The sequence below is a fragment of the Neobacillus drentensis genome (genome assembly GCF_036966985.1).
Lineage (GTDB): Bacteria > Bacillota > Bacilli > Bacillales > Cytobacillaceae > Neobacillus > Neobacillus drentensis_E.
The window spans coordinates 330-22,213 of record NZ_JBALSN010000079.1; the positions used below are offsets into that span (position 1 = coordinate 330).

The following is a 21,884-nucleotide window of genomic DNA, read 5'->3' on the forward strand; positions in this document are numbered from 1 at the left end:
GCCTTTAGATATAGCGCAGGGTCGGGTTTAACTTTAACTACGTCTTCTCTGGTTTTAACCACAGAGAAATATTCCCAAAGATTAAACTGTCTTAGGAATCCTTCTACCCATTCTCTCGAGGAACTAGAGGCGAGTCCAATTCGGTAACCAAGCTCCTTTGCCTCCTCTAATTTTTCGACAACACCTTCACGCACTTCTAAAATTCCCCTTTTTTCTAAAAAACGTTCCCTCGCTAATTGATTTATTTCCTTCTCATCAATCTTCATCCCTGTCTGAACTTCAATGTATTGAAAAAAAGCTTCATCAGTCGTCCCGATACTTTTCGCAAACTCCTCTAACGGCAAATCAATATTGAATTTCTCTTTTAACAATTCCTCAAATACCTGAAACCAAATCGTCTCCGTATCAATAATTGTTCCATCAAAATCAAAAATCACAGCTTTAATGGCCATGGTCTCCTCCATTCTAGTGATTCACTAAGTTATTTAGTAGTTTGATTATAAATAAATTTCCTATTTTTGTCGCAAATTTAGCAAAGATTTACTTATTTTTATATCATAAATGCTTTTTAAAAATCGCATGACTAGCAGTATAATAGAGTAAGATGAAATAATGAAAGGAGGAAAAAATGTTGTTTGAAAATGCATTGCCATTACTTGAGTCACACTTCGGTTATAGCTCCTTTAGGACAGGCCAAGAGCAAGCCATTCGTTCCGTTTTATCTGGTAAAAATACCATCACTGTCATGCCAACGGGTGGCGGGAAATCCATCTGTTATCAGATTCCTGCACTTGTCTTACCGGGTACCACGATTGTTATCTCCCCACTAATTTCATTAATGAAGGATCAGGTAGATGCCCTCATTCAGGTCGGTATTCCCGCTACATTTATCAATAGTTCGTTAAGTTACGGAGAAGCTAATAAGCGCATGCAAGAAGCCGTATCAGGAAAATACAAGCTTTTATATCTTGCACCTGAACGATTGGAATCACAAGATTTCCTTGAAGACTTGTACAGCATGGACATACCATTAGTTGCCGTGGACGAGGCACACTGTATCTCGCAATGGGGCCATGATTTTCGACCAAGCTACCGCCATATTCAAGAGTTAATTAATAGCCTTCCTCAAAGACCCATGGTATTAGCTCTTACTGCTACAGCAACACCAAAGGTTCGGGAAGATATTTGCGATTTATTAGGAATTGATGAAGAGAATACAATTATTACTGGATTTGAGCGGGAAAATTTATCCTTTACGGTTATTAAGGGTCAGGATCGGGACAGGTTTATTAAAGACTATCTAAAAAAGAATGACAAAGAAGCAGGCATTATCTATGCAGCCACCCGCAAGAATGTTGACCAACTCTATGAAAGACTTATAAAAGCTAATATAAAGGCCGCACGTTATCATGCCGGGATGGGTGATGTGGAGCGGAACCGGGAGCAGGAACGATTTTTAGCAGATGATGCAACGGTGATGGTTGCGACCTCAGCGTTTGGGATGGGGATAGATAAATCCAATATCCGCTATGTGATTCACTTCCAGCAGCCTAAAAATATGGAGAGTTATTATCAGGAAGCAGGCCGTGCCGGCAGGGATGGTCTGAAAAGTGAGTGTATTCTGCTCCATTCCTCACAGGATGTCCAAATACAACGTTTTTTGATTGATCAGTCTAGTGATCGGAGCCGAATGACCCAAGAGTTAGAAAAGCTTCAGCAAATGGTCGATTATTGCCATACAGAAAACTGCCTGCAGGAATATATTTTAAAATATTTTGGCGAGACGGAAACAGAGCCTTGCGGTAGATGCGGGAACTGCTTGGATACTAGAACAAGCAACGATGTAACCAAGGAAGCACAAATGGTGATGTCATGCGTCATCCGGATGGGGCAGCGCTTCGGAAAAACAATTACGGCCCAAGTGTTAACTGGATCGAAAAATAAAAAAGTAACCGAAATGGGTTTTGATAGACTGCCGACCTATGGAATCATGAAGGACAGAAGTTCAAAGGATGTCAGTGACTTTATAGAATTTTTGATATCACAGGAGTTAATAGCAATCGAACAAGGACAATTTCCTACCTTGTTCGTTTCGCCAAAAGGAAAGGATATCCTTCTAGGTAAGCAGCAGGTCCATCGCCGCGAAACTGTTCAAGTAAAACAAGTTGCCAAAGATGACCCATTATTTGAAGTATTAAGAGAAGTACGAAAGCAAATTGCTGACTCAGAAAAAGTTCCGCCGTTTGTGATTTTTTCGGATGCTTCCCTAAAGGATATGTGTGCCAAGCTGCCTAAGACAACGGAAGAATTTTTACAGGTGAGCGGCGTGGGAGAACTAAAGTTAAAAAAATATGGTCTAGAATTTATTCAAGCGATCCGGACCTTTTGTGAAACCAATTCAAACTATCAGAGTGAGTTGGTACCTGTTGAGAAAGCACCAAAGAAGCCTGCCAAGAAAACTGGGGTAACTGATTCACATTTAGAGACATTAAAATTGCATCAGGAAAATTTATCAATTGAGAAAATTGCCGAACAGCGGGATTTGGCGGTAAGCACGGTAGAAAATCATTTGCTTCAAAGTGCACAACATGGTTTAGAGGTTGATTTTACGAAGTATATTCCGACTGAATATATGCAGCTTTTGGAAAATGCCTTGGCAGAAGCTGGCCGGGATCGTCTCAAACCAATTAAGGAACGGCTTCCAGAGGAAGTAAGCTATTTTATGATCAAAGCCTATGTTTATTTTATTAGCAAAAAGAAAAACGATCAATAAAACAAGGGGCACACATCAGTTGTGATAAAAGTCTATTTTTCGGAAGAAAGCAGCCTAAGGGCTGCTTTTAATTTTAATTGGCAACAAATCTCAGAAATTATTTGACTATTATGAAAACTACTTTTATAATTTAATTAAACTAACTACCGGTAGTTAGCATTAAAAACTAAGGAGACAAATGATCATGAAATATCCTTTATCGGATGATGTAAAACCAGAATTTTGTACAACAGGAACGTTTATGCGACTGCCATCTTCGAGGGAAAATGCCAAATTAGCCATAGTCGGGATGCCATTTGATACGGCTGCTTCTTTCCGTGTGGGCGCTCGTTTTGCACCACAAGCCATTCGTCAGGCATCCATGACACTATTTCCTTATCATCCCATTCATAAGGTCTATCCATTGGAGGATACAAGTGCGATTGACATTGGAGATGTTTCTATTATTCCTCATAACATCCATCGCAGCTATAAATTGATTGAAGATGCGATGTTTGAATTAATGAACCAAAATATTATTCCAATCGGATTAGGAGGCGATCATTCCGTAACATTGGCAAATCTACGCGCGGCGGCGAAAAAGTACGGACCTGTGGCGATGATCCATTTTGATTCCCATACAGATACATGGGATACCTATTATGAAGAAAAATATTGGCATGGTTCGCCGTTTATTCGTGCCTATGAGGAAGGGTTATTGATTCCGAATAAAGTATTCCAAATCGGCATTAGAGGGACTTTGAACCATCCAGGTGATTTAGAGGCCAGTTATGAATTGGGGTACCATGTCATTACCACTCCTGAGATTCATGAACGAGGATTTGCTGATATCCTACGGGAAATGAAGGAGGTAATCGCTGACACACCATGTTTCTTAACCTTCGATATAGATTTTGTCGATCCATCTTGTGCACCTGGAACCGGAACACTTGAAGTTGGCGGCTATAATAGTCTTGAAACCTTGAAAATGGTTCGCTCCTTGACAGACTTCAATTTTATCGGGTTTGATTTAGTCGAGGTATTGCCATCCTATGACCCTGCACAAATTACCTCATTGCTGGCAGCAACATTGGTCCATGATTTTGCTAGTTTAGCAGCCTTGAAAATCAAAAAAGGTAATTAAAATATTCATAACTTGAGAGGGTTGGTATATGGATGAATAAATCTCTTGGGCTGAAACGATCACTTTCCTTAGGACATGTTATTTTGTTTGGTCTTTCCTTTATGGCCCCGATTACAGTATTTACAACCTATGGGATTGCAATAGGAAGCACACATGGCATGATTCCTACAGCATATATTATTTCATTGGGTGTTATGTTACTGACAGCCTACAGCTACGGGAAAATGGTCAAAGAATTTCCAACAACTGGTTCGGCCTATACCTATGTCCAAAAAGGAATCAATCCATCCATCGGATTTCTTGTCGGATGGGTGATTTTGCTGGATTATTTACTGAGCCCCATGATTAGTGCTTTGCTATTCGGTATTTTTGTAAACGCTTATTTACCCATGATCCCAATTCCGGTTTGTATCATAAGTTTCATTGTCGTCATTACGGTCATAAATATTCTGGGAATTAAGCTTGCGACCAATATAAGTGCCATTTTGCTTGCTTTTCAGATCCTTTTCATTATTATCTTTTGCATTTTAAGTGTAAAGGGGCTTATCAATGGAAAGGGAACCGGAGATTTATTGTCAATTACGCCATTTTTTGATGCTAATGTTCAGTTTTCTAGCATTTTATCAATTGTTCCACTGCTTTGCTTTAGCTTTTTAGGCTTTGATGCCGTGACAACATTAGCCGAAGAAACGAAAGATCCGAAGAGGACATTGCCGCGAGCCATTTACCTGATTACATTAATAGGCGGTATCCTATTTGTTGCAACTTCCTACTTTGCCCAATCAATTTATCCAGATGTTTCGTCCTTTAAAGACCCGGAATCAGCGGCAGTTGATATTCTACTTTATGCTGGAGGCAATTTTTTAAATGCCTTCTTCCTTAGTGTGACCATTACGGCTTCCATTGCATCGGCTGTTGCATCAGGTGGAAGCGGTTCCAGGGTTCTATACGCAATGGGCAGGGAAAACATTTTACCGAATAGAATTTTTGGTTATTTATCACCAAAATACAGAACCCCTGTCTTTAATATCATTATTATTGCTTTCATTGCCTTGTCAGCGCTATTTTTGGATTTAAATACAGCAGCTGCTTTCATTAACTATGGTGCCCTGTTGGCCTTTACCTTTGTGAATCTTTCCGTGATCGTTCATTTTGTTGGCAGGAAAAAACAGCGGAAGTTAAAGGATATCCTATCCTATTTTGTTATTCCGTTGTTCGGCGCATCTATCACGGCCCTATTTTGGTTGAAACTGGACATCCATTCGATGGTATTAGGTAGCCTTTGGCTGCTCATCGGCTTTAGTTATCTTGTTAATTTAACCAAGTTTTTCCGTCAGAAGCCGCCTGAGTTAGACTTCGATGAATCACAGATTGATATGTCAGTATAAATAATAAAGATTGGAGATTGATATGAAAGCGAATCTTGTTTTAACTAGCAAGGCGGTGTTTACTGGGTTAGAAGAGGTACCAAAACCAGCAGCCGTCGCCATCTCAGAGAATCGAATTATCGCAGTTACATCTATTGAAGAAATGGAATCCTTTATTGACGAAAAAACTTTAGTCTATAACTATGAGAATCAACTAATCATTCCAGGTTTTCATGATTTTCACGTCCATGCCATGATGGGAGGTCTTGCACTCGAAAGTCTTAACCTATTTGAGGCGCGTTCAGAACGAGAAGCAGTTGAAATGGTTAAACAATATGCTGCCACTAAAGGAACGGGAGAGTGGATTATTGGTTTTATGTGGGATTCTAGCTACTGGGATGATAAAAAGTTTCCCAATTGGTTTTCTTTAGATCAGGCATTTCCGGACCAACCTGTTGTTCTTTTCCATGCAGAGGGGCATTATACATGGGTGAATACAAGAGCATTAGAGATGGCATCCATCGATAAGCATACCCCCAACCCTCCTAACGGAATCATTGAGAAAGATGTAAATGGCGAACTTTCAGGAATTCTAATTGAAGAAGCAAGTTCACTTATTACTAAGTATGCCTATGATTTCTCTAAAGAGAAAAAGAAACAGTTATTTCAAAATTTCTTACATGAGGCGGCCCGGTTTGGTGTAACCTCAGTAAACAATTTATATGGGACAGAAACATTAAGCAAACTGGATGACTTTGAGCTTTTTCGTGAATTTGAATCTTCAGATGAACTAACGGTACGGATGCATCTTTTTCCAGCCCTTAATGGAGAAATAGAAGAAGCTATCAATTTACGTGAAAAATATCAATCCAGTAAATTGCGCGTAGCAGGACTTAAACAGTTTATTGATGGGGTTATCACAAGCCGAACGGCATATTTACTTGCCCCATATGCAGACAAGCCTGATACTTCCGGGATGCCTGCACATAGCTTCGAGGAGATGTTTCAATGGGTAGAGGAAGCCGACCGTCACGGATTTAGCATTCGTTTTCATGCGATAGGTGACGCAGCCATCCGTTTTGCACTTGATGCTTATGAAAATGCCCAACACAAGAATGGCAAGCAGGATTCGAGGCATTCGATTGAACATATTGAAGTGATTCATCCTGAAGATATCTCCCGTTTTGCAGAGCTAAATGTGATTGCTTCGATGCAGCCTGGTCACTTTGCCTTATCTGAAAGGGATACCTATACCGAACGGATTGGTCAACAACGTGAAAAATATGTGTTTGTGATTAATAGTTTAAAAAATGCTGGAGCCAAATTAGCTTTCGGTACGGATTTTCCTATTGATTCCTTAGATCCTTTACGGCAGATCTACCGGGCAGTAACCCGAATTGACAGCAGCGGTAAGGAAATTTGGAATCCAGATGAACGAATCTCCGTTTCGGATGCCATTAAAGCATATACTTTGGGTTCCGCATTTGGAACATTCAGGGAACATGAATTGGGAACCATAGAAGAAGGGAAGCTGGCCGATTTAGTTGTGCTAGATCGAAACCTATTTGAGATTCCTCCGGAAGAAATAGTAAATACAAAAGTTCAATTGACGGTAAGCGATGGGAAAATTGTTTACTCCGGTCAGCAGGTCCTTATATAAATATAATAATATGTTGAAAAAGCCCTGTTTTTGAAAACAGGGCTTTTTTTAGTGGTGCTTTTAGACTTATCTGGAAATTCATTATATAATTTAGTGAATGATAGGTAGTTTTGGGGGATATTCAGATGACAAAGGATAAGATTCTGAAGGCGGCAATGACGCTTTTTGCGAAAAATGGATATGAAGGAACCACATTGACTGACATTGCAAAGGCAGTGGGTATTCAAAAACCATCCATTTATAATCATTTTAAAAGTAAAGAAGAGATTTTCCTAAAGATTTACGAGGATATATTATGGGTTCATTTTCATAAAATCGAGAAGCTAATGGAGGAGATTAAAGACGAGCCTTCCAACGAACAGCTTTATCAAATTCTAATGCTTACATGTCAGTATTATCTTGATTACAAGGAGCAGTCCACTTTTCTGAACAGGGCAAACTTCTTCGCTCCAGAGGGTTTGAAGGAAAAAATACAAAACCAGTTTATGGATGCGGAAGAGAAAATGTCCCAAATTTTAAGAAAGACCATGAAAGTGGGAATGGAATGTGGGGAAATTCGCAAAGGGAACATAGAAGATTTCATCATGTCCTTTTATTGTTTAATCGATGGAATCTTTATTGAATTTTCCTATTATGGTGCTGAAAAGATGATCCCAAGGATTTCGAATATTTGGAAGAACTTTTGGTATGGATTAAAGAATGACTAGATATCTGGATTACACTGCCCAAAGTCGACCCTCTTAGAGTGAATCGTTTATTGTTAGGTCTGACATGTTGCTGCATGTTAGGCCTTATCTATTATATCAGAATCTAAATCCCATATTTATTGATTGTCCATGCAAATGATCCTTTTGATTTCCAATTATTTCATCCTGATCGTTATCAGCACCATTTTTGATTGTTGATTGGCTTATAAATCATGGTGGTTAGTAAGTTAGAATACAATATTGTTTTTTTATTTTTAGAATATTCTTAATTATTGTCGATATCCTTGTTATATTGTTGATATTTCCCCGGGAATTTGTCGATATCCCATTTAATATAAAAGGAACAGGGCATATTGAAGCTTAGTTGCCCTGTTCTTTGTCGTATTCATCTAAGAATGGTTTGTTTGCATAATAGTACATCATGGCCATAAAAACAGCGCCGCCAATCATATTCCCAATCGTGACAGGCACTAAATTGTGGATGACACCGCCCCAAGAAATTGTTCCAGGATGATTTAAAACTAAGGCAATCGCAAACGTACACATATTAGCGATGCTATGTTCATAACCGGAAATAAAGAAACAAAAGACAAACAGCATCATGGTAAACATCTTCGGTCCATCCCCTTTCAAGCCCATTGGAAGAAAGAAGGCCATACAGACAAGCCAATTACATAGAATCGCCCGGAAGAATAGCTCCGTCGTTGGGACCTGCATTTTTATCTCGACAACATGGAGTAAAAAGCCGTTAACCTCTGAACTTTCATAAAGTCCTGTCGTAAAAATAATAAAAGCAAAAACTGCAGCTCCGAGAATATTTCCTCCGTAACTGCAAACCCATAGCTTAAAGACATCTGTCCAGGTCATCTTCTTGCGAAGTGCGGCATAGGTGTAATAAAAGGTATTTCCGGTAAACAAATCCCCACCGCCATAGGCAATTAAAATGATCGCTGCTCCGAAGGTAAGTGCCGCCATCGGATAGGCGAGTGGGTTATCCACAATATAGAAGAAGTTCCCTGTTTTAAAGGCTACGATGACACCAAAACCAATAAACATACTTGCAAGCATCGCACGTAAAATATAACGAAGTATGCTTTGCCGAAAGATTTTCATCTTTTTTAGGGCGAGTTTCTCTGCTTCTCCTAAAGGCTGCATTTCCATATTGATATTCCCACCAATCCGATTAAATAATATCCGTTTATTTTTTATCGAAAAGGGGGCAGTTATGTATTAATAGGGAAATTTTTCATCAAACAAGCTTAGAATAATTATATTTTTTCATTCATAAACTTTTGTAATGGTTGAAAATAGCAAAAACATCCGGAAATCAGCTATAATAGAGAGGTTTTTTGAAGACTGATTTTAAGGAGATATTATGTCGACATTGAAAAAAATTACCCCTTTATATGATCCATGGGAAGCCTATTTAGATATCGAGCAATATGGTAAGCCTCAGCTCACCAATATCGAATTTACCACTACAACGCTTTGTAATATGCGCTGTGAACATTGTGCGGTAGGCTATACACTTCAGACAAAGGACCCGCAGGCGCTTCCACTTGAACTATTAATTCAAAGGTTAGATGAAATCCCAACTTTACGCTCACTTAGCATTACCGGAGGAGAACCAATGCTGTCCTTATCCTCTGTTAAAAATTATGTGGTCCCGATTTTAAAATATGCTCATGAGCGCGGCGTTCGGACCCAGATTAATTCCAATTTGACCCTTGAACTTGACCGTTATGAACTAATCGTTCCTTATTTAGATGTTTTACATATTTCACATAACTGGGGGACAATCGACGATTTTGTTGAGGGCGGTTTTGCCCGAATGGAACGGAAGCCAGAATATGAACAACGGGAAAAATATTTTAAAAGAATGATAGAAAATAGCAGAGAATTAGTTAAAGCAGGGGTGATGGTATCTGCTGAAACGATGTTAAACAAGCGCACACTCCCTCATTTAGAGAAAATTCATCGTCAGATTGTCGATGAAATGCTTTGTCAGCGTCATGAAATTCATCCCATGTACCCAAGTGACTTTGCTAGTAATCTTGAAACCTTATCATTAAGTGAAATTCGGGAAGCGATTCATCACTTACTGGATGTCAGGGATGAAAAGGTGTGGATGTTGTTTGGGACGCTTCCATTTTATGCCTGCAGCGATATTCAAGAGGATCAAGCTCTTTTACAACGTTTGTATAAAAGTAAAAATGTTACCGTCAGGAATGACCCGGATGGCCGTTCGCGATTGAATGTGAATATTTTTAACGGAGATATTATTGTGACTGATTTTGGGGATACACCAGCACTAGGCAACATCCAAACTACAAATCTATTAAATGCATATCAAGCTTGGCAGGCATCCTCTATAGCCAAGGATTTAGGTTGTCATTGCCCAGCGGTCAAATGTCTTGGTCCCAATATTTTAGTGAAGAATAGTTATTATCAAGAGGTAGATTTTATTAGTCAAGAAAATAAAATTATAAGAAACTAAAATGAAAAGGCCCTGGACAAGGGCCTTTTTTTGTGTGTAGTCAACGGATTAAATGGTGTGTTTGACTAGTTTTGGATGGCGATGCATGGAAACAAACAGGATGATCCCACTTAGTATCAATAATGCACTGGTGCAGATAAAAACTGCTGAGAATCCAAAGTATCCAGAGATAAATCCACCCAGCATTGGTCCGATGATATTTCCTAGAAATCTTAAACTCGTATTGTAGCCGAGAACTTCGCCTTGCATGGTAAGCGGTGCTTCCTGACGAATGTAGGCAACCCTGACAGGAATAATTCCACCAATCGTGACACCAAGAGCAATTCGGATGATTACAAGCTGCCAAAAATTAGTGACCGCAGCACCTGGCAGGTAGACGATCCCTGCTAGAAAAAGAAGAATGATTAGGATTTTAATATAGCCATACTTATCGGCAATCTTTCCCCAATTACGGGACATTAATAAATTGCCAAGTCCGGCAGCAGAAAAGGCAATTCCTGAATAAAAGGCAACATTTGCCGGTCCATGCAGGTCGCTAACGAATAACGATAAAATTGGCTGGATGCTGAAATGGGCGACCTGTACAAGGGCAGAGATGAGGAGAACAGTTAATAAGATCGGATTTCGTAAAATATGTATAACTACTTCTCTACTTGAATAATGGGCTTTAGTTCCTTTTTTAACTTCCATCATAAATTCCTTTGTGCCGATGACGAGCAGGGCGGATATGAAAATCGATATGGATGTCCACTTAAACGTTGTAGAGTAACCAAGAGAATCAGCAAGGATTCCACCCAGCATCGGTCCTAATAAAGACCCTGTAATACTGCCTGTTTGCAAGGTTCCAAGTACTCGTCCAGCAATCTCCTGTGGTGTTTGTGTAGAAATAAAAGCCTGTGACATCGGAATAAAGCCTGAAAAGAAACCCATACAAAAACGAAGGAGCAGCAGCTGCCAAACAGAATGGACATAACCCATAAGAAAAATGGAGAAGCCCATCCCTAATCCGCAAATGATTAGAATCTTTTTTCTTCCATAGCGATCTCCTACTCGACCCCAAATCGGCGAGAAGGCAAAGGCAGAAACAAACGTAATTCCAAACGTGATTCCAGACCAATGTTGGACATATTTTTCCGAGAAGTCTCCAAATGTCTCAATGTACAACGAGATAAACGGCATAACCATCGTCATACTACCGGCAACAAAGAAGTTCGCAAACCACATGATGATTAAATTACGTTTTGCACGTATCTCTTGAGTCATTATAAATAACACTTCTTTCTGAAATATATTTCGGTTTTCTAAATATTATCATACCGAAATTTCTGATAATGATAAAGGAATATCCTATCAATTAAGTTGGGAAAAATCACTGCTAATATTCAGTGACCTTGCCAGATGGAGAAAAATAACTTTATTAAAAATATTCAAAACACTATTGACAACTTGTTAATAGGAGACTAAAATCAATTTTATTACTAAACAGCATAATACGTTCTCTTATCAAGAGTGGCAGAGGGACTGGCCCGATGACGCCCAGCAACCGTTCCATTTGGAATTGGTGCTAAATCCTGCAAAACAATTTTTTGTTTTGAAAGATAAGAGAGGAGTAGTCCTTTAATTTGTGATGAAACCTCTCTTTTCCGGAGAGGTTTTTTATTTTTATAAAAACCAACTTCTCCAATAGGAGTAATGGAATTTTGATAAGGATCAAAAAGGGGGAGTTTTTAAAATGAAGAGAAATATCTTAAAAAGTACGCTTGTATCAGCTTTGGCAGCCACACTTTTACTGACTGGCTGTGCATCAGGGGAAGAAACAAAACAAGCAAGCGGTAAAAAGGTTACGCTTGAAGGGGTACCAGAAAAATTTACGAATGGGGACCAACTGAAAATTAAAGTTATTCGTAAAATTGGCGGAGACGATCATACTGCTCAATTCTTAGCTGGTGCTAAAGAAGAGGGAGAAGCCCTAGGCTTTAAAGTGGACGTGTTTACAGCAAATGGTGACACGGCAAAGTTCCATGATGCCATTAACCAAGCGTTAGACCAAGATTATGATGGATTTATCATTTCTCATGGTGATGATGAGGCAACTGTTAATGATGTAAAAAAGATTGTTGAAAAAGGAAAAAGTGTTGTTACATTTGATTCCAATCCGAATATAGCGAATGTCGAAGGAGTAACACTCACTTCCCAGGATGATGAAGCGTTAGCAACATTGGCCCTCGACCAACTTGTAAAGAATACAAATGGTAAAGCGAATATTGCCTATCTATGGGTTGACGGTTTCCCTGCCATGGTTAGACGTAATAAGGTTTATCAAGATGTGCTTTCAAAAAATCCTGGACTTAAAGAAGTGGAACGCTTTGGTGTAGCAGCTGCAGATACCAGTGTTCAAACGCAGAATGCTGTTGCAGCGATGTTAAATAAATATCCAAAAGGAAAACTGGATGCCATTTTTGCAACTTGGGATGCTTTTGCTATTGGAGCAGCGCGTGCGCTGAAAGAAGCAGGCCGTGAAGAAGTGAAAATCTATGGTATTGATGTTTCCAACGCGGATCTGCAAGAAATACAAAGAAAAGGCAGTGCATGGACAAATACAGCGGCGGTCGATCCTAAACTAATCGGTGCTGTAGATATGAGGATCCTTGCGAAGAAACTTGCAGGTGAAGAAACACCTCAGACCTTTGATTTAGAAGCATCACTTGTTTCACAAGATATTCTTCAAAAGTCTAAAGACCCTGTAAACATGGTGAACCTTGCAAAAATTATCCCAGGCTGGGGCCAATCGACTGCATTTGAAGAGGATTGGATCAAGACATTAAAGAACAATTATAAATAATAGTCGATTACAACTAGACACTCTCTTTTTCAATAGATTAAGAGAGTGTTTGCTTACGGAGGTGGAATTTAATGAGCGCAACATTGGAGATGAAGGACATCTCGATAGAATTTCCGGGGGTGAAAGCACTGAATCAAGTTGATTTTTCAATGAAAACTGGGGAAATTCAAGCCTTGATTGGAGCAAATGGCGCAGGGAAATCAACATTAATGAAGGTTCTCTCCGGTGCTTATGACCACTATACCGGTGAAATCTGGTTCGATGGGCAAAATCTGAAGATTCGTTCACCGAAAAATGCACAGGACGCTGGAATACAAATTGTTTATCAAGAGGTAGATACCGCACTCATTCCTTATTTAACGGTTGCTGAAAATATTTTGCTGCTCGATACCGTCCACAACATGGGGAGAAAGCAATGGATGAAATGGAAGAACCTTCATCAAAAAGCAGCGGAAATATTAGCGAATATGAATATTTCCCTTTCAACGAAGAAGCTTGTCAGTGAGTTAACATTAGCAGAAAAACAAATGATTTTAATCGCAAGGGCGGTTTCAAATCAATGTAAATTTCTCATCTTAGATGAGCCGACTGCACCCTTGAGTCATACCGAAACGACCGAATTATTTAGGATTGTTCGTGATTTAAAAGAAAAAAATGTAGGTGTAATCTTTATTTCCCATCGCTTGCCAGAGATTTTTGAAATCTGTGATGAAGTGACCGTCATGAGGAACGGTGAATTTGTTGCAAAAAAGAAGATTGTTGATACCACATCTGACAAAGTGGTTGAGTATATGTTGGGCCAAAAATTGGAAGAACAGTTCCCCGTTAAGAACAATCATATTGGAAATACGGTCCTGGAAGTGAATGGTTTATCTGATCAAGGAAAAATAAAGGATTTACATATTCATGTAAAAGCAGGTGAAATCATTGGAATTGCTGGGCTGGTCGGGGCTGGAAAAACAGAATTGTGCAAAGCGTTATTTGGTTCCGAAAAACTAGCGGCAGGTGAGGTCATTCTTAATGGGCACACATTAAAATTAAAAAGCCCATATGATGCAGTCAAGAAAGGAATTGCTCTAGTTCCGGAAGAACGGAGAAAAGAAGGAATTCTTGTACTGGAATCTGTTGAAACCAATTTAACGGCGGCGAATTTAGGGGATTTCACAAAGGTGTTTAGCTTTTTAAATCGTAAAAAGGAAAAAGAGACTGCTAAGCAACTGGTCCGCCGACTAGGTATTAAAACACCTTCAGAAGAAACAAAAGTTCAGAATCTCTCCGGAGGAAACCAGCAGAAGGTGGCAATTGGAAAATGGCTTGTAGCTGAGGCTGATGTGTATATTTTTGATGAACCAACTAAAGGTGTCGATGTGGGAGCAAAGAAGGATATCTTTGAGTTAATTAACGAGTTGGCCAACAGAGGCAAAGCCATTATTTATGCTTCTTCCGAACTTTCGGAGATTATTGGGATTACCGATCGAGTGTATGTTTTATATGATGGAAAGTCCGTTAAGGAAGTTGAAACAAATCTAACCAACGAAGAAGAATTATTATTTTATTCAACAGGGGGCAGATAGAATGGAAGTAAATATCGCAGCAAAAAAGCAGGAAGCCCCTGCCAAAAAAGTCTTTGAGTTATTCCACTTTTTATATAAGTATGGGACGATTATTACGATTCTTGCACTTATTATTATCTTTTCAGTTGCCAATCCTACCTTTATTCAAGGCAGCAATATCATTAATATCTTACGTTCCATCTCAATTGTAACAATCATTGCTATTGGGATTACCATATCTTTGTCCGTAGATGGTTTTGATTTATCGGTAGGGTCGGTCGCTTCCTTATCAAACGCTATTGTCATTTCGATGTTTGTTTGGTTTTCACAAAACACACTGGTAGCAATCATTTCTGCCATTGCGGCATCGTTGGTTGTCGGTGCCTTAAACTCATTTATGATCGTGAAGTTAAGAATTCCAGACATGCTGATGACATTGGCAACCATGTTCATCATCCAAGGGACGGCACTGACCTATACAAAAGGAGCAACCGTTTCACAAAATATGGTTATGCCTGACGGCTCAATGGCAACAGGTCTAATCAGTCCATTTTTTACAAAAATCGGTGAGGTTCCATGGATCATCATTATTATGGCAATCACGGTGATTCTTGTGCATATCTTTTTGAATTATACAAAACATGGGCGCTATATGTATGTGATTGGTGGAAATAAAGAAGCGGCCCGACTATCAGGGATTCCTGTCAATAAGTATAAAGTGGCTGCGTACCTACTTTCGGCATTGTTTGCTTCTATTGGCGGGATTGTACTGGCTTCAAGGGTGTTAACATCAGAAATTAACTCTGGTGCTCCTTACTTAATGGACTCAGTGGCCGCAGCATATATTGGCTTTTCTGTACTGGGAGCTGGGAAGGCCAATGCATTTGGAACATTTGTAGGAGCCGTCCTGATTGGGATTCTGCAAAACGGACTCGTCATGATGTCAGTGCCGTATTATGCGATGGATATTGTTAAAGGAACTGTTTTGGCCTTTGCATTAGCGATTACTTACTATAAACAAAAATAATAGAACAAAATTTGAGACCTATTCACATTGTGGATAGGTCTTATTTTTTTTGAAACCAAGAAGGAAGATGAAGACCAATCTTTTTTTTAAAAACCAAAGAAATTGCCATCATAAGGGCAATGAGGACCAAAATCCTTTTGAAAAACTAGCGGAAGTTGTCATCATAAAGGCGATGAAGACCAAATTTCTTTTGAAAACTAGAAAAAATTGTCATCATAAAGGAGATGAAGATCATTTCCCTTTGAAAAACTAGCGAAAGTTGTCATCATAATGAATAATACGGGCCACCTTCGATGACGGAGGTGGTTCTTTGTCGAGAAATGTCGTTTCATTTTTCTGAAAATTTCATTGACTAGAGTCTAAAGATATAGTATTTTATATATAACAACATATAACGTTATATAAAGTTGTATATTGTTTGAAGGGTTTACTGGTGTTCATTCACTAAAATATTTTATCAGGGAGGCAACAAAAATGACGACTGAATTAGTAGTTGACGTTAAAAATCAAGTGAAACAAGCTTTAGCAGAAGTGGAAAAAAGACAGATTTCAAACGTATTCTTCGTAGCATGCGGTGGATCTTCTGCAATTATGTATCCAAGCAAGTATGTCATTGACCGTGAAGCAAAGGTTCTTGATTCCCACCTGTATAGTGCAAATGAATTTATCCATCGCAATCATGCAAAACTTGGAAGCAATTCTCTAGTTGTATTATGCTCACACTCAGGAACCACTCCAGAAACAGTAGAGGCAGCAAAATTTGCTAGATCGAAAGGGGCATTGGCTGTTTCTTTAACCAATGAGGAAGCGTCACCATTGGCACAAGCTTCTGATGTTGTATTGAAGTACCAATGGGGTGAAAAAGCAAACGCTTTCACAACTAATTATTCAGTACTATATCAACTAGTATTTGGTGTACTAAAAGTGGTTGAAAATAATGAAAAAGTTAGTTTAGTAGAAGAAAGTCTTGAGAACTTACAAAATGTTTACGAAAAAGCAGCAGCACTCTATCAATCAAAAGCTGAAGCATTCGGACAACAATATAAAGATGAAAAAATTATCTATACGATGGCGAGCGGAGCAAATTATGGTGTTGCCTACTCTTATGCAATTTGTATCCTGATGGAAATGCAATGGGTTCACTCACACGCCATTCATGCTGGGGAATACTTCCACGGACCATTTGAAATTATTGATGAAGAAACACCTTTCATTATCCTGCTTGGCTTGGACGAAACAAGACATTTAGAAGAAAGAGCACTAGAATTCTCTAAGCGTTATGGAAAGAAATTGGTTGTCCTTGATGCAAAAGACTTTGATTTCACAGGAGTGGCAGAGGAAGTCCAAGGATATATTGCTCCGTTAGTCTTAAATTATGTTTTAAGAAAATATGCGGATCAGTTGGCTGAAGCCCGAAACCATCCGCTATCAAAAAGAAGATATATGTGGACAGTTGAATACTAATCAAATTGAAATAATAAATACACTGCATAAATCATAGAAACGGATCTCTTCTGGAGGGGAAACTTAATGAAGAAGTTATTGATTTTAAGTATTATTTCTATCCTTTTTCTATCCTTTTTTGCTGGCTGTTCTAAGAGTTCTAGTTCAACGAATGGAAAAGATGTCGTCGAGCTTAAATTCTTCCACCGCTGGCCGAATCAACCTAAAAAGCAATACTTTGAAAAGGCAGTAAAAGAGTTTGAGAAGGCACATCCAAACATTAAAATTAAAACAGAAGCCGTATTAAACGATTCTTATAAAGAAAAGATTCGTGTCGTTTTAGGATCAAGCACCCCTCCAGATGTTTACTTTTCTTGGAGTGGAGAATTTGCTTATAACTTTGCACGTCAAGGACAATCGCTTGATTTAACAAACTATGTTAATGAAGATAAAGCGTGGTCAGATCAAATCATCGCTTCTCAGTTCAATGCCTTCACTTTAGATGGCAAGATTTATGGGATTCCATGGTCAACTGATGGTAAAGCATTCTTTTATAATAAGAAAATTTTCAAAGATTTAAATCTAGAAGTTCCGACAACATGGTCTGAACTACTCGATGTCTCTAAAAAGGTAAAGGCCGCTGGATTGACTCCAATCACTTTCGGCAGTAAAGCACCTTGGACGATTTCCCATTATATTGGAACATTGAATCAATTAATGGTACCGCAGGACGTTATTGATAAAGATTATGATCCAAAAAATCCTGAGGGTGACTTCTCACACCCAGGATACGTAAAGGCTTTAGAAAAGTTCATGGAGCTTAAGCCTTACTTCAATAAAGGTGTAAACTCTGTCGACCATGAATATTCACGTGAGTTATTTAATAGTGGTAAAGCAGCAATTGGTTTCTTCCAACTTGCAGAAATTGGGTTAATTGAACCATCGTTAAAAGAAGATTTAGGTGTATTTAATGTACCAGGTGTAGAAGGCGGCGAGGGTAATGCCAATTCCATCACTGCAGCACCAGAAGGAATCATGATTTCTTCTAAAACAAAGCATCCGAAAGAAGCCATGGAATTTGTAAAATTCTTAACTTCAAAGGAAAAAGGTACAGAACAATTAAAAGAAGTTAGTGAATACAGTGCAGTTAAAGGCACAACAACTGAAGCGAATGCATCTAAACTTCAACAAGATGCAATCAATTTAATTGTTAATGCTGAGCAAACGTACTTATGGTTTGATACAGCAGTAGATATTAAAATCGTCGATGCTTATTTAAATGGGACTCAGCTAATGTTAGACGGAAAGAAAAGTCCAGAAGATGTAATGAAAGATGTCAGAGCAGCAGCAAAAGAAGTGAAGGCGTCTGCAAAATAATAGGAAGCCAGAAAGGTGGTTGCAAGTTGACCACCTTTTTTCCAAAGATACGCCTTTTAAAAAAAAAGGGGAGTTATTATGCAAAATACAAACAAGTGGTTACCATACCTTTATATTGCACCTTGCTTAATCTTTTTGGCCCTTTTTGTTTACTATCCGATTGTTGAAAACTTTTTTTATAGTTTCTATGATTTCTCAGCTTTTTCAGTAGAAAAGACTTTTGTTGGATTCGAAAATTTCCTTAATCTTTTTAAAGATGAAGTTTTTTATATAGCGTTAAAAAATAATCTCTGGTATGCATTGATTTCTATTATATTTCAAGTGTTTGGCGGACTGATTCTAGCAGCGATCCTTGAAGATAAATTAATCAGGATCGTAAGTGGATTGTTTCGAACCGTATTTTTCCTTCCAGTTGTCATATCAATGACGGTTATCGCTTTACTGTTTACGTTTGTTTATAATCCAGATATCGGAATCCTAAATGGGCTATTAAATATGTTAGGTCTTGAAAATTTAGCAAGAGCTTGGCTGGGAGAATCTGAAACGGCGATTTTCGCTGTGATCGCTGTGTCTCAATGGCAAAGTATTGGTTACATTATGATGTTATTTATTGTAGCCATCCAAAATATCCCTCAAGAATTGTATGAGGCCGCTGATATTGATGGAGCTGGTAAAATCAGAAAATTCTTTTCAATTACTGTTCCTCAAGTAAAAGAAATGTTCTTTGTTACTACACTAATTACGTTAACTGGTGCTTTCACGGTGTTTAATGAGCCGTATATTTTGACAGGCGGCGGACCTGGAAATTCTAGTGAAGTCTTAGGAACATTACTTTACCATTCAGCTTTCGGTAAAGACCAAATGGGTTATGCATCGGCTGTGGCTACCGTGATTTTGATTATTACCTTAATTGTATCCTTGGTTCAGTTGAAAGTATTCAAAACAGGAAAGGATGTTTAGAGTGGAGACAAGCAAAGTAATGGACTACCATCATTCGATTCCAATTACATCTAAATATAGGAAGCAAAAGAATGTTGTTAAAGGACTGCCAATCTTTACAATCCTGATTCTATATTTTGTGGTTATAGCTTATCCGCTTTTTTGGATGGTAATTAACTCATTTAAATCAACTTCAGAGATCTTCTCCAGCAGTTGGGCACTACCTAAGGAATGGATGTTTTCTAATTATACAGAGGCATGGAACACAGGGATATCTGGCTATTTTGTTAATAGTTTAATTGTTACAGCTACTACCTGCTTTCTAACAGTATTAATTAGTGCACTTGGCGCTTATAGTTTATCGAGGTTTGAATTTAAAGGGAAGAATATTCTATTAGTGTTCTGCATGGGCGGAATGATGCTCTCCCCGCAAGTAAGTTTAGTACCTCTATACAAACTCATTCAATTATTAGGAATTCATGATACGTATTTTGCGATGATCTTTCCCTATGTAGCCTATCGAATTCCCATTACGATCCTTCTGATCCGTGCTGCTTTTCTTGAGGTACCTAAAGAGCTGGAAGAATCCGCCTTTCTGGATGGTTGTAATACATGGTCCATTTTTACAAAAATCTTTGTTCCTTTAAATAAGCCAATTCTACTTACGGCGGTTGTGCTAACTGCGTATTATACCTGGAACGAGTTTATGTTTGCCTTAATCTTTGTGGATTCGGATGCGCTGAAAACCATTCCTGCAGGATTGATGCAATTCCGAGATGCACTTCAAACCAATTGGGGAGTTCTGATGGCAGGCTTAATGATTTCCGCTTTGCCGATTATTCTCTTATTTATGTTCATGCAGAAGTATTTTATTCGAGGATTATCATCGGGTAGTGTCAAAGGATAAGGAGGAGAGGGAATAATGAAGATTATTGGAATAGGTGATAGTGTTGTTGACATTTACCAGGATCGGAACGAAATGTTTCCTGGTGGAAATGCTTTAAATGTTGCGGTTTTAGCCAAACAAAGTGGAGCGGAGACCGCTGCTTTTATTGGGATTGTTGGAACGGATGTTGAAGGTGACCATATCTTAGATTCTTTAACCAAGAACTTAGTAGATACCAGTCATGTTAGAAGAGCGGTTGGTGAAAGCGGAAAAGCCTATGTTGACCTAAATGTGGATGGAGACCGAATCTTTGTCAAATCAAATAAAGGTGGGGTACAAGCTAAACTCAAGCTGAATTTAGCGGCGGATGACTATGAATATATTAAATCGTTTGATTTAGTACATACAAGTCTATATAGTCATTTAGATGAAGAATTGCCTCTTCTTAAACAGTATTTACCGATTTCTTATGATTTCTCTAACCATTTTACAAATGAACTACTAGAAAAGGTTTGCCCGCATATCCAATTTGCATTTATTTCAGGAAGTGATTTTACAGAAGTTGAACTAGAAGAGCTATTTCTTAAAATCCATGGACTCGGAACACCGTTTATCATTATCACTAGAGGTTCCAAGGGTGTAGTCATGTCACATAATAATAAAAGTTACCAACAGGGAATTGAAGAAGCAAATGTCATTGATACATTAGGGGCAGGGGATTCGTTCATCGCTGGATTTTTAACCAATTACTTTAATGCTGTGCCTATTGAAGAATCATTAAAGGCTGCTGCACAAATTGCTGCAAGAACATGTGAAGTAAATGGAGCATTTGGGCATGGAAAACAGTTAACTTTTTAGTTGAAAAAGGAATGCAGGGGCTTTAGTTAAAGGCCCTGCATTCCTTTTCTTTTTTTAGGTAGTTATTGTAAGTGCAATCATTTTTGTTGGAGTCTTAAAATTTGAAAGATGAATTGGGGCTCCTTTTTCATCGAAAACCGTTTTATCAATATTGAATAATGTTTCCCCGATTTCACAATCCAAATATTCTGCCTCCAATACAGAAGCTGGGATGACCGTAATAATTTTTTTACTGGAACCAGATTTTATATTGATGTCGTAAATACTTTTCAACACTTCATATGTTGATTCATGTTCGGTGAAATGTGTTATTAAGTTGGGAAAACGTTCTAACGAGTAATGGGCTATATCGAGTACAAATGGCTGTTGATCAATCGACATGATCCTGACCAACTTTAAAACAGGAGAATCAATGCCGATTTGTAGTGCTTCGGCAATTTCCGGAGTTGCTTTCATCTCTTCACAAGCAAGAATCCGCTTGGATGGGTTTTTTCCAATTTGCTTACTGAAATCTGTGAATCCATCAATAGAAACCAATTCCCTTGTGATTTTGGTTCTTGTTACAAATGTTCCCTTACCTTGCTTTCGCTCTAAAAAACCTTCATCAGCTAAATCTTGAATCGCTCTTCTTACGGTAATTCGGCTGACACCGTACAAATCGCATAATTCCGATTCATTAGGCAGTCTATCTCCTGATTTATATTCCCCTTGATCAATGGCTTCCTTTAGAATTTGTTTTAACTGGTCATATAAAGGTGTTGAACTGGAGTTGTTTAATTTCATTTTGTTATATTCCTTTCAAGACAGTAGGTCATTATATAATATTATATAA

At 38.5% G+C, this 21,884-nt stretch carries 18 protein-coding genes and 1 riboswitch; of the genes, 14 read left to right on the forward strand and 4 right to left on the reverse strand.

The features are described from left to right. A partial coding sequence (locus tag V7659_RS05740; protein ID WP_335538728.1) for an HAD family hydrolase occupies positions 1-452 on the reverse strand: 452 nt, incomplete at its 3' end. A gap of 179 nt (positions 453-631) precedes the next feature. On the opposite strand from V7659_RS05740, the gene recQ reads away from it, so the two are divergent. The 5 genes from recQ to V7659_RS05765 all read left to right on the forward strand — a co-directional run bounded on the left by recQ (position 632) and on the right by V7659_RS05765 (position 7,630). Continuing rightward, positions 632-2,773, forward strand: a complete 2,142-nt coding sequence (gene recQ, locus V7659_RS05745) for a DNA helicase RecQ (RefSeq protein ID WP_420491704.1) — start codon at positions 632-634, stop codon at positions 2,771-2,773. Positions 2,774-2,957: 184 nt separating this feature from the next. Continuing rightward, positions 2,958-3,896 (forward strand): agmatinase, encoded by a 939-nt coding sequence (gene speB / locus V7659_RS05750; protein WP_335538732.1) that lies wholly within the window; start codon positions 2,958-2,960, stop codon positions 3,894-3,896. 32 nt (positions 3,897-3,928) lie between these two features. Then, positions 3,929-5,284: an APC family permease gene (locus tag V7659_RS05755; protein WP_335538734.1), complete on the forward strand. Its 1,356-nt coding sequence runs from the start codon at positions 3,929-3,931 to the stop codon at positions 5,282-5,284. Positions 5,285-5,306: 22 nt separating this feature from the next. Beyond that, entirely contained in the window at positions 5,307-6,923 is a 1,617-nt protein-coding gene (locus V7659_RS05760) for an amidohydrolase (RefSeq protein ID WP_335538736.1), read from the forward strand. 125 nt (positions 6,924-7,048) lie between these two features. After that, positions 7,049-7,630, forward strand: coding sequence for a TetR/AcrR family transcriptional regulator (locus V7659_RS05765; protein ID WP_335538738.1), 582 nt, complete (start codon positions 7,049-7,051; stop codon positions 7,628-7,630). A 360-nt stretch (positions 7,631-7,990) separates the two neighbouring features. On the opposite strand, the gene V7659_RS05770 is transcribed toward V7659_RS05765, so the two are convergent. Beyond that, a complete protein-coding gene (locus V7659_RS05770; RefSeq protein WP_335538740.1) occupies positions 7,991-8,791 on the reverse strand; it encodes a formate/nitrite transporter family protein in 801 nt (266 codons plus the stop codon). Positions 8,792-9,005: 214 nt separating this feature from the next. Between V7659_RS05770 and yfkAB the strand changes: the two genes are divergently transcribed. Then, a complete protein-coding gene (gene yfkAB, locus V7659_RS05775; protein WP_335538742.1) occupies positions 9,006-10,127 on the forward strand; it encodes a radical SAM/CxCxxxxC motif protein YfkAB in 1,122 nt (373 codons plus the stop codon). 48 nt (positions 10,128-10,175) lie between these two features. Here yfkAB and V7659_RS05780 read toward each other — a convergent pair whose 3' ends face one another. Further along, positions 10,176-11,390, reverse strand: a complete 1,215-nt coding sequence (locus V7659_RS05780) for an MFS transporter (protein ID WP_335538744.1) — start codon at positions 11,388-11,390, stop codon at positions 10,176-10,178. A gap of 234 nt (positions 11,391-11,624) precedes the next feature. After that, a riboswitch (SAM riboswitch) is annotated at positions 11,625-11,732 on the forward strand. 127 nt (positions 11,733-11,859) lie between these two features. Between V7659_RS05780 and V7659_RS05785 the strand changes: the two genes are divergently transcribed. The 8 genes from V7659_RS05785 (at position 11,860) to V7659_RS05820 (ending at position 21,052) form a co-directional block, all read left to right on the forward strand. Further along, entirely contained in the window at positions 11,860-12,969 is a 1,110-nt protein-coding gene (locus tag V7659_RS05785; RefSeq protein ID WP_335538746.1) for a sugar ABC transporter substrate-binding protein, read from the forward strand. A gap of 71 nt (positions 12,970-13,040) precedes the next feature. Then, positions 13,041-14,543, forward strand: a complete 1,503-nt coding sequence (locus V7659_RS05790) for a sugar ABC transporter ATP-binding protein (RefSeq protein WP_335538748.1) — start codon at positions 13,041-13,043, stop codon at positions 14,541-14,543. Position 14,544: 1 nt separating this feature from the next. Next, positions 14,545-15,549 (forward strand): ABC transporter permease, encoded by a 1,005-nt coding sequence (locus V7659_RS05795; RefSeq protein ID WP_335538749.1) that lies wholly within the window; start codon positions 14,545-14,547, stop codon positions 15,547-15,549. A gap of 474 nt (positions 15,550-16,023) precedes the next feature. Further along, positions 16,024-17,013, forward strand: coding sequence for an SIS domain-containing protein (locus V7659_RS05800; protein ID WP_335538751.1), 990 nt, complete (start codon positions 16,024-16,026; stop codon positions 17,011-17,013). 66 nt (positions 17,014-17,079) lie between these two features. Continuing rightward, a complete protein-coding gene (locus tag V7659_RS05805; protein ID WP_335538753.1) occupies positions 17,080-18,369 on the forward strand; it encodes an ABC transporter substrate-binding protein in 1,290 nt (429 codons plus the stop codon). Positions 18,370-18,447: 78 nt separating this feature from the next. Continuing rightward, a complete protein-coding gene (locus V7659_RS05810) occupies positions 18,448-19,329 on the forward strand; it encodes a carbohydrate ABC transporter permease (RefSeq protein ID WP_335538755.1) in 882 nt (293 codons plus the stop codon). Next, a complete protein-coding gene (locus V7659_RS05815) occupies positions 19,322-20,215 on the forward strand; it encodes a carbohydrate ABC transporter permease (RefSeq protein WP_420491334.1) in 894 nt (297 codons plus the stop codon). The genes V7659_RS05810 and V7659_RS05815 overlap by 8 nt, the downstream gene beginning before the upstream one ends. A 15-nt stretch (positions 20,216-20,230) precedes the next feature. After that, positions 20,231-21,052 (forward strand): PfkB family carbohydrate kinase, encoded by an 822-nt coding sequence (locus V7659_RS05820; protein ID WP_335538758.1) that lies wholly within the window; start codon positions 20,231-20,233, stop codon positions 21,050-21,052. A 54-nt stretch (positions 21,053-21,106) separates the two neighbouring features. Here the strand turns inward: V7659_RS05820 and V7659_RS05825 are convergent, their stop codons facing one another. After that, complete coding sequence (locus V7659_RS05825; protein ID WP_335538760.1) at positions 21,107-21,835, reverse strand: UTRA domain-containing protein; 729 nt, start codon at positions 21,833-21,835, stop codon at positions 21,107-21,109. Positions 21,836-21,884 lie beyond the last annotated feature (49 nt).

Bases quoted from the DNA above. Each gene is read 5' to 3' on its own strand.
- speB (WP_335538732.1), top strand. From the start codon at position 2,958: ATGAAATATCCTTTATCGGATGATGTAAAACCAGAATTTTGTACAACA.
- V7659_RS05755 (WP_335538734.1), top strand. From the start codon at position 3,929: ATGAATAAATCTCTTGGGCTGAAACGATCACTTTCCTTAGGACATGTT.
- V7659_RS05760 (WP_335538736.1), top strand. From the start codon at position 5,307: ATGAAAGCGAATCTTGTTTTAACTAGCAAGGCGGTGTTTACTGGGTTA.
- V7659_RS05765 (WP_335538738.1), top strand. From the start codon at position 7,049: ATGACAAAGGATAAGATTCTGAAGGCGGCAATGACGCTTTTTGCGAAA.
- V7659_RS05770 (WP_335538740.1), bottom strand. From the start codon at position 8,791: ATGGAAATGCAGCCTTTAGGAGAAGCAGAGAAACTCGCCCTAAAAAAG.
- yfkAB (WP_335538742.1), top strand. From the start codon at position 9,006: ATGTCGACATTGAAAAAAATTACCCCTTTATATGATCCATGGGAAGCC.
- V7659_RS05780 (WP_335538744.1), bottom strand. From the start codon at position 11,390: ATGACTCAAGAGATACGTGCAAAACGTAATTTAATCATCATGTGGTTT.
- V7659_RS05785 (WP_335538746.1), top strand. From the start codon at position 11,860: ATGAAGAGAAATATCTTAAAAAGTACGCTTGTATCAGCTTTGGCAGCC.
- V7659_RS05790 (WP_335538748.1), top strand. From the start codon at position 13,041: ATGAGCGCAACATTGGAGATGAAGGACATCTCGATAGAATTTCCGGGG.
- V7659_RS05795 (WP_335538749.1), top strand. From the start codon at position 14,545: ATGGAAGTAAATATCGCAGCAAAAAAGCAGGAAGCCCCTGCCAAAAAA.
- V7659_RS05800 (WP_335538751.1), top strand. From the start codon at position 16,024: ATGACGACTGAATTAGTAGTTGACGTTAAAAATCAAGTGAAACAAGCT.
- V7659_RS05805 (WP_335538753.1), top strand. From the start codon at position 17,080: ATGAAGAAGTTATTGATTTTAAGTATTATTTCTATCCTTTTTCTATCC.
- V7659_RS05810 (WP_335538755.1), top strand. From the start codon at position 18,448: ATGCAAAATACAAACAAGTGGTTACCATACCTTTATATTGCACCTTGC.
- V7659_RS05815 (WP_420491334.1), top strand. From the start codon at position 19,322: ATGTTTAGAGTGGAGACAAGCAAAGTAATGGACTACCATCATTCGATT.
- V7659_RS05820 (WP_335538758.1), top strand. From the start codon at position 20,231: ATGAAGATTATTGGAATAGGTGATAGTGTTGTTGACATTTACCAGGAT.
- V7659_RS05825 (WP_335538760.1), bottom strand. From the start codon at position 21,835: ATGAAATTAAACAACTCCAGTTCAACACCTTTATATGACCAGTTAAAA.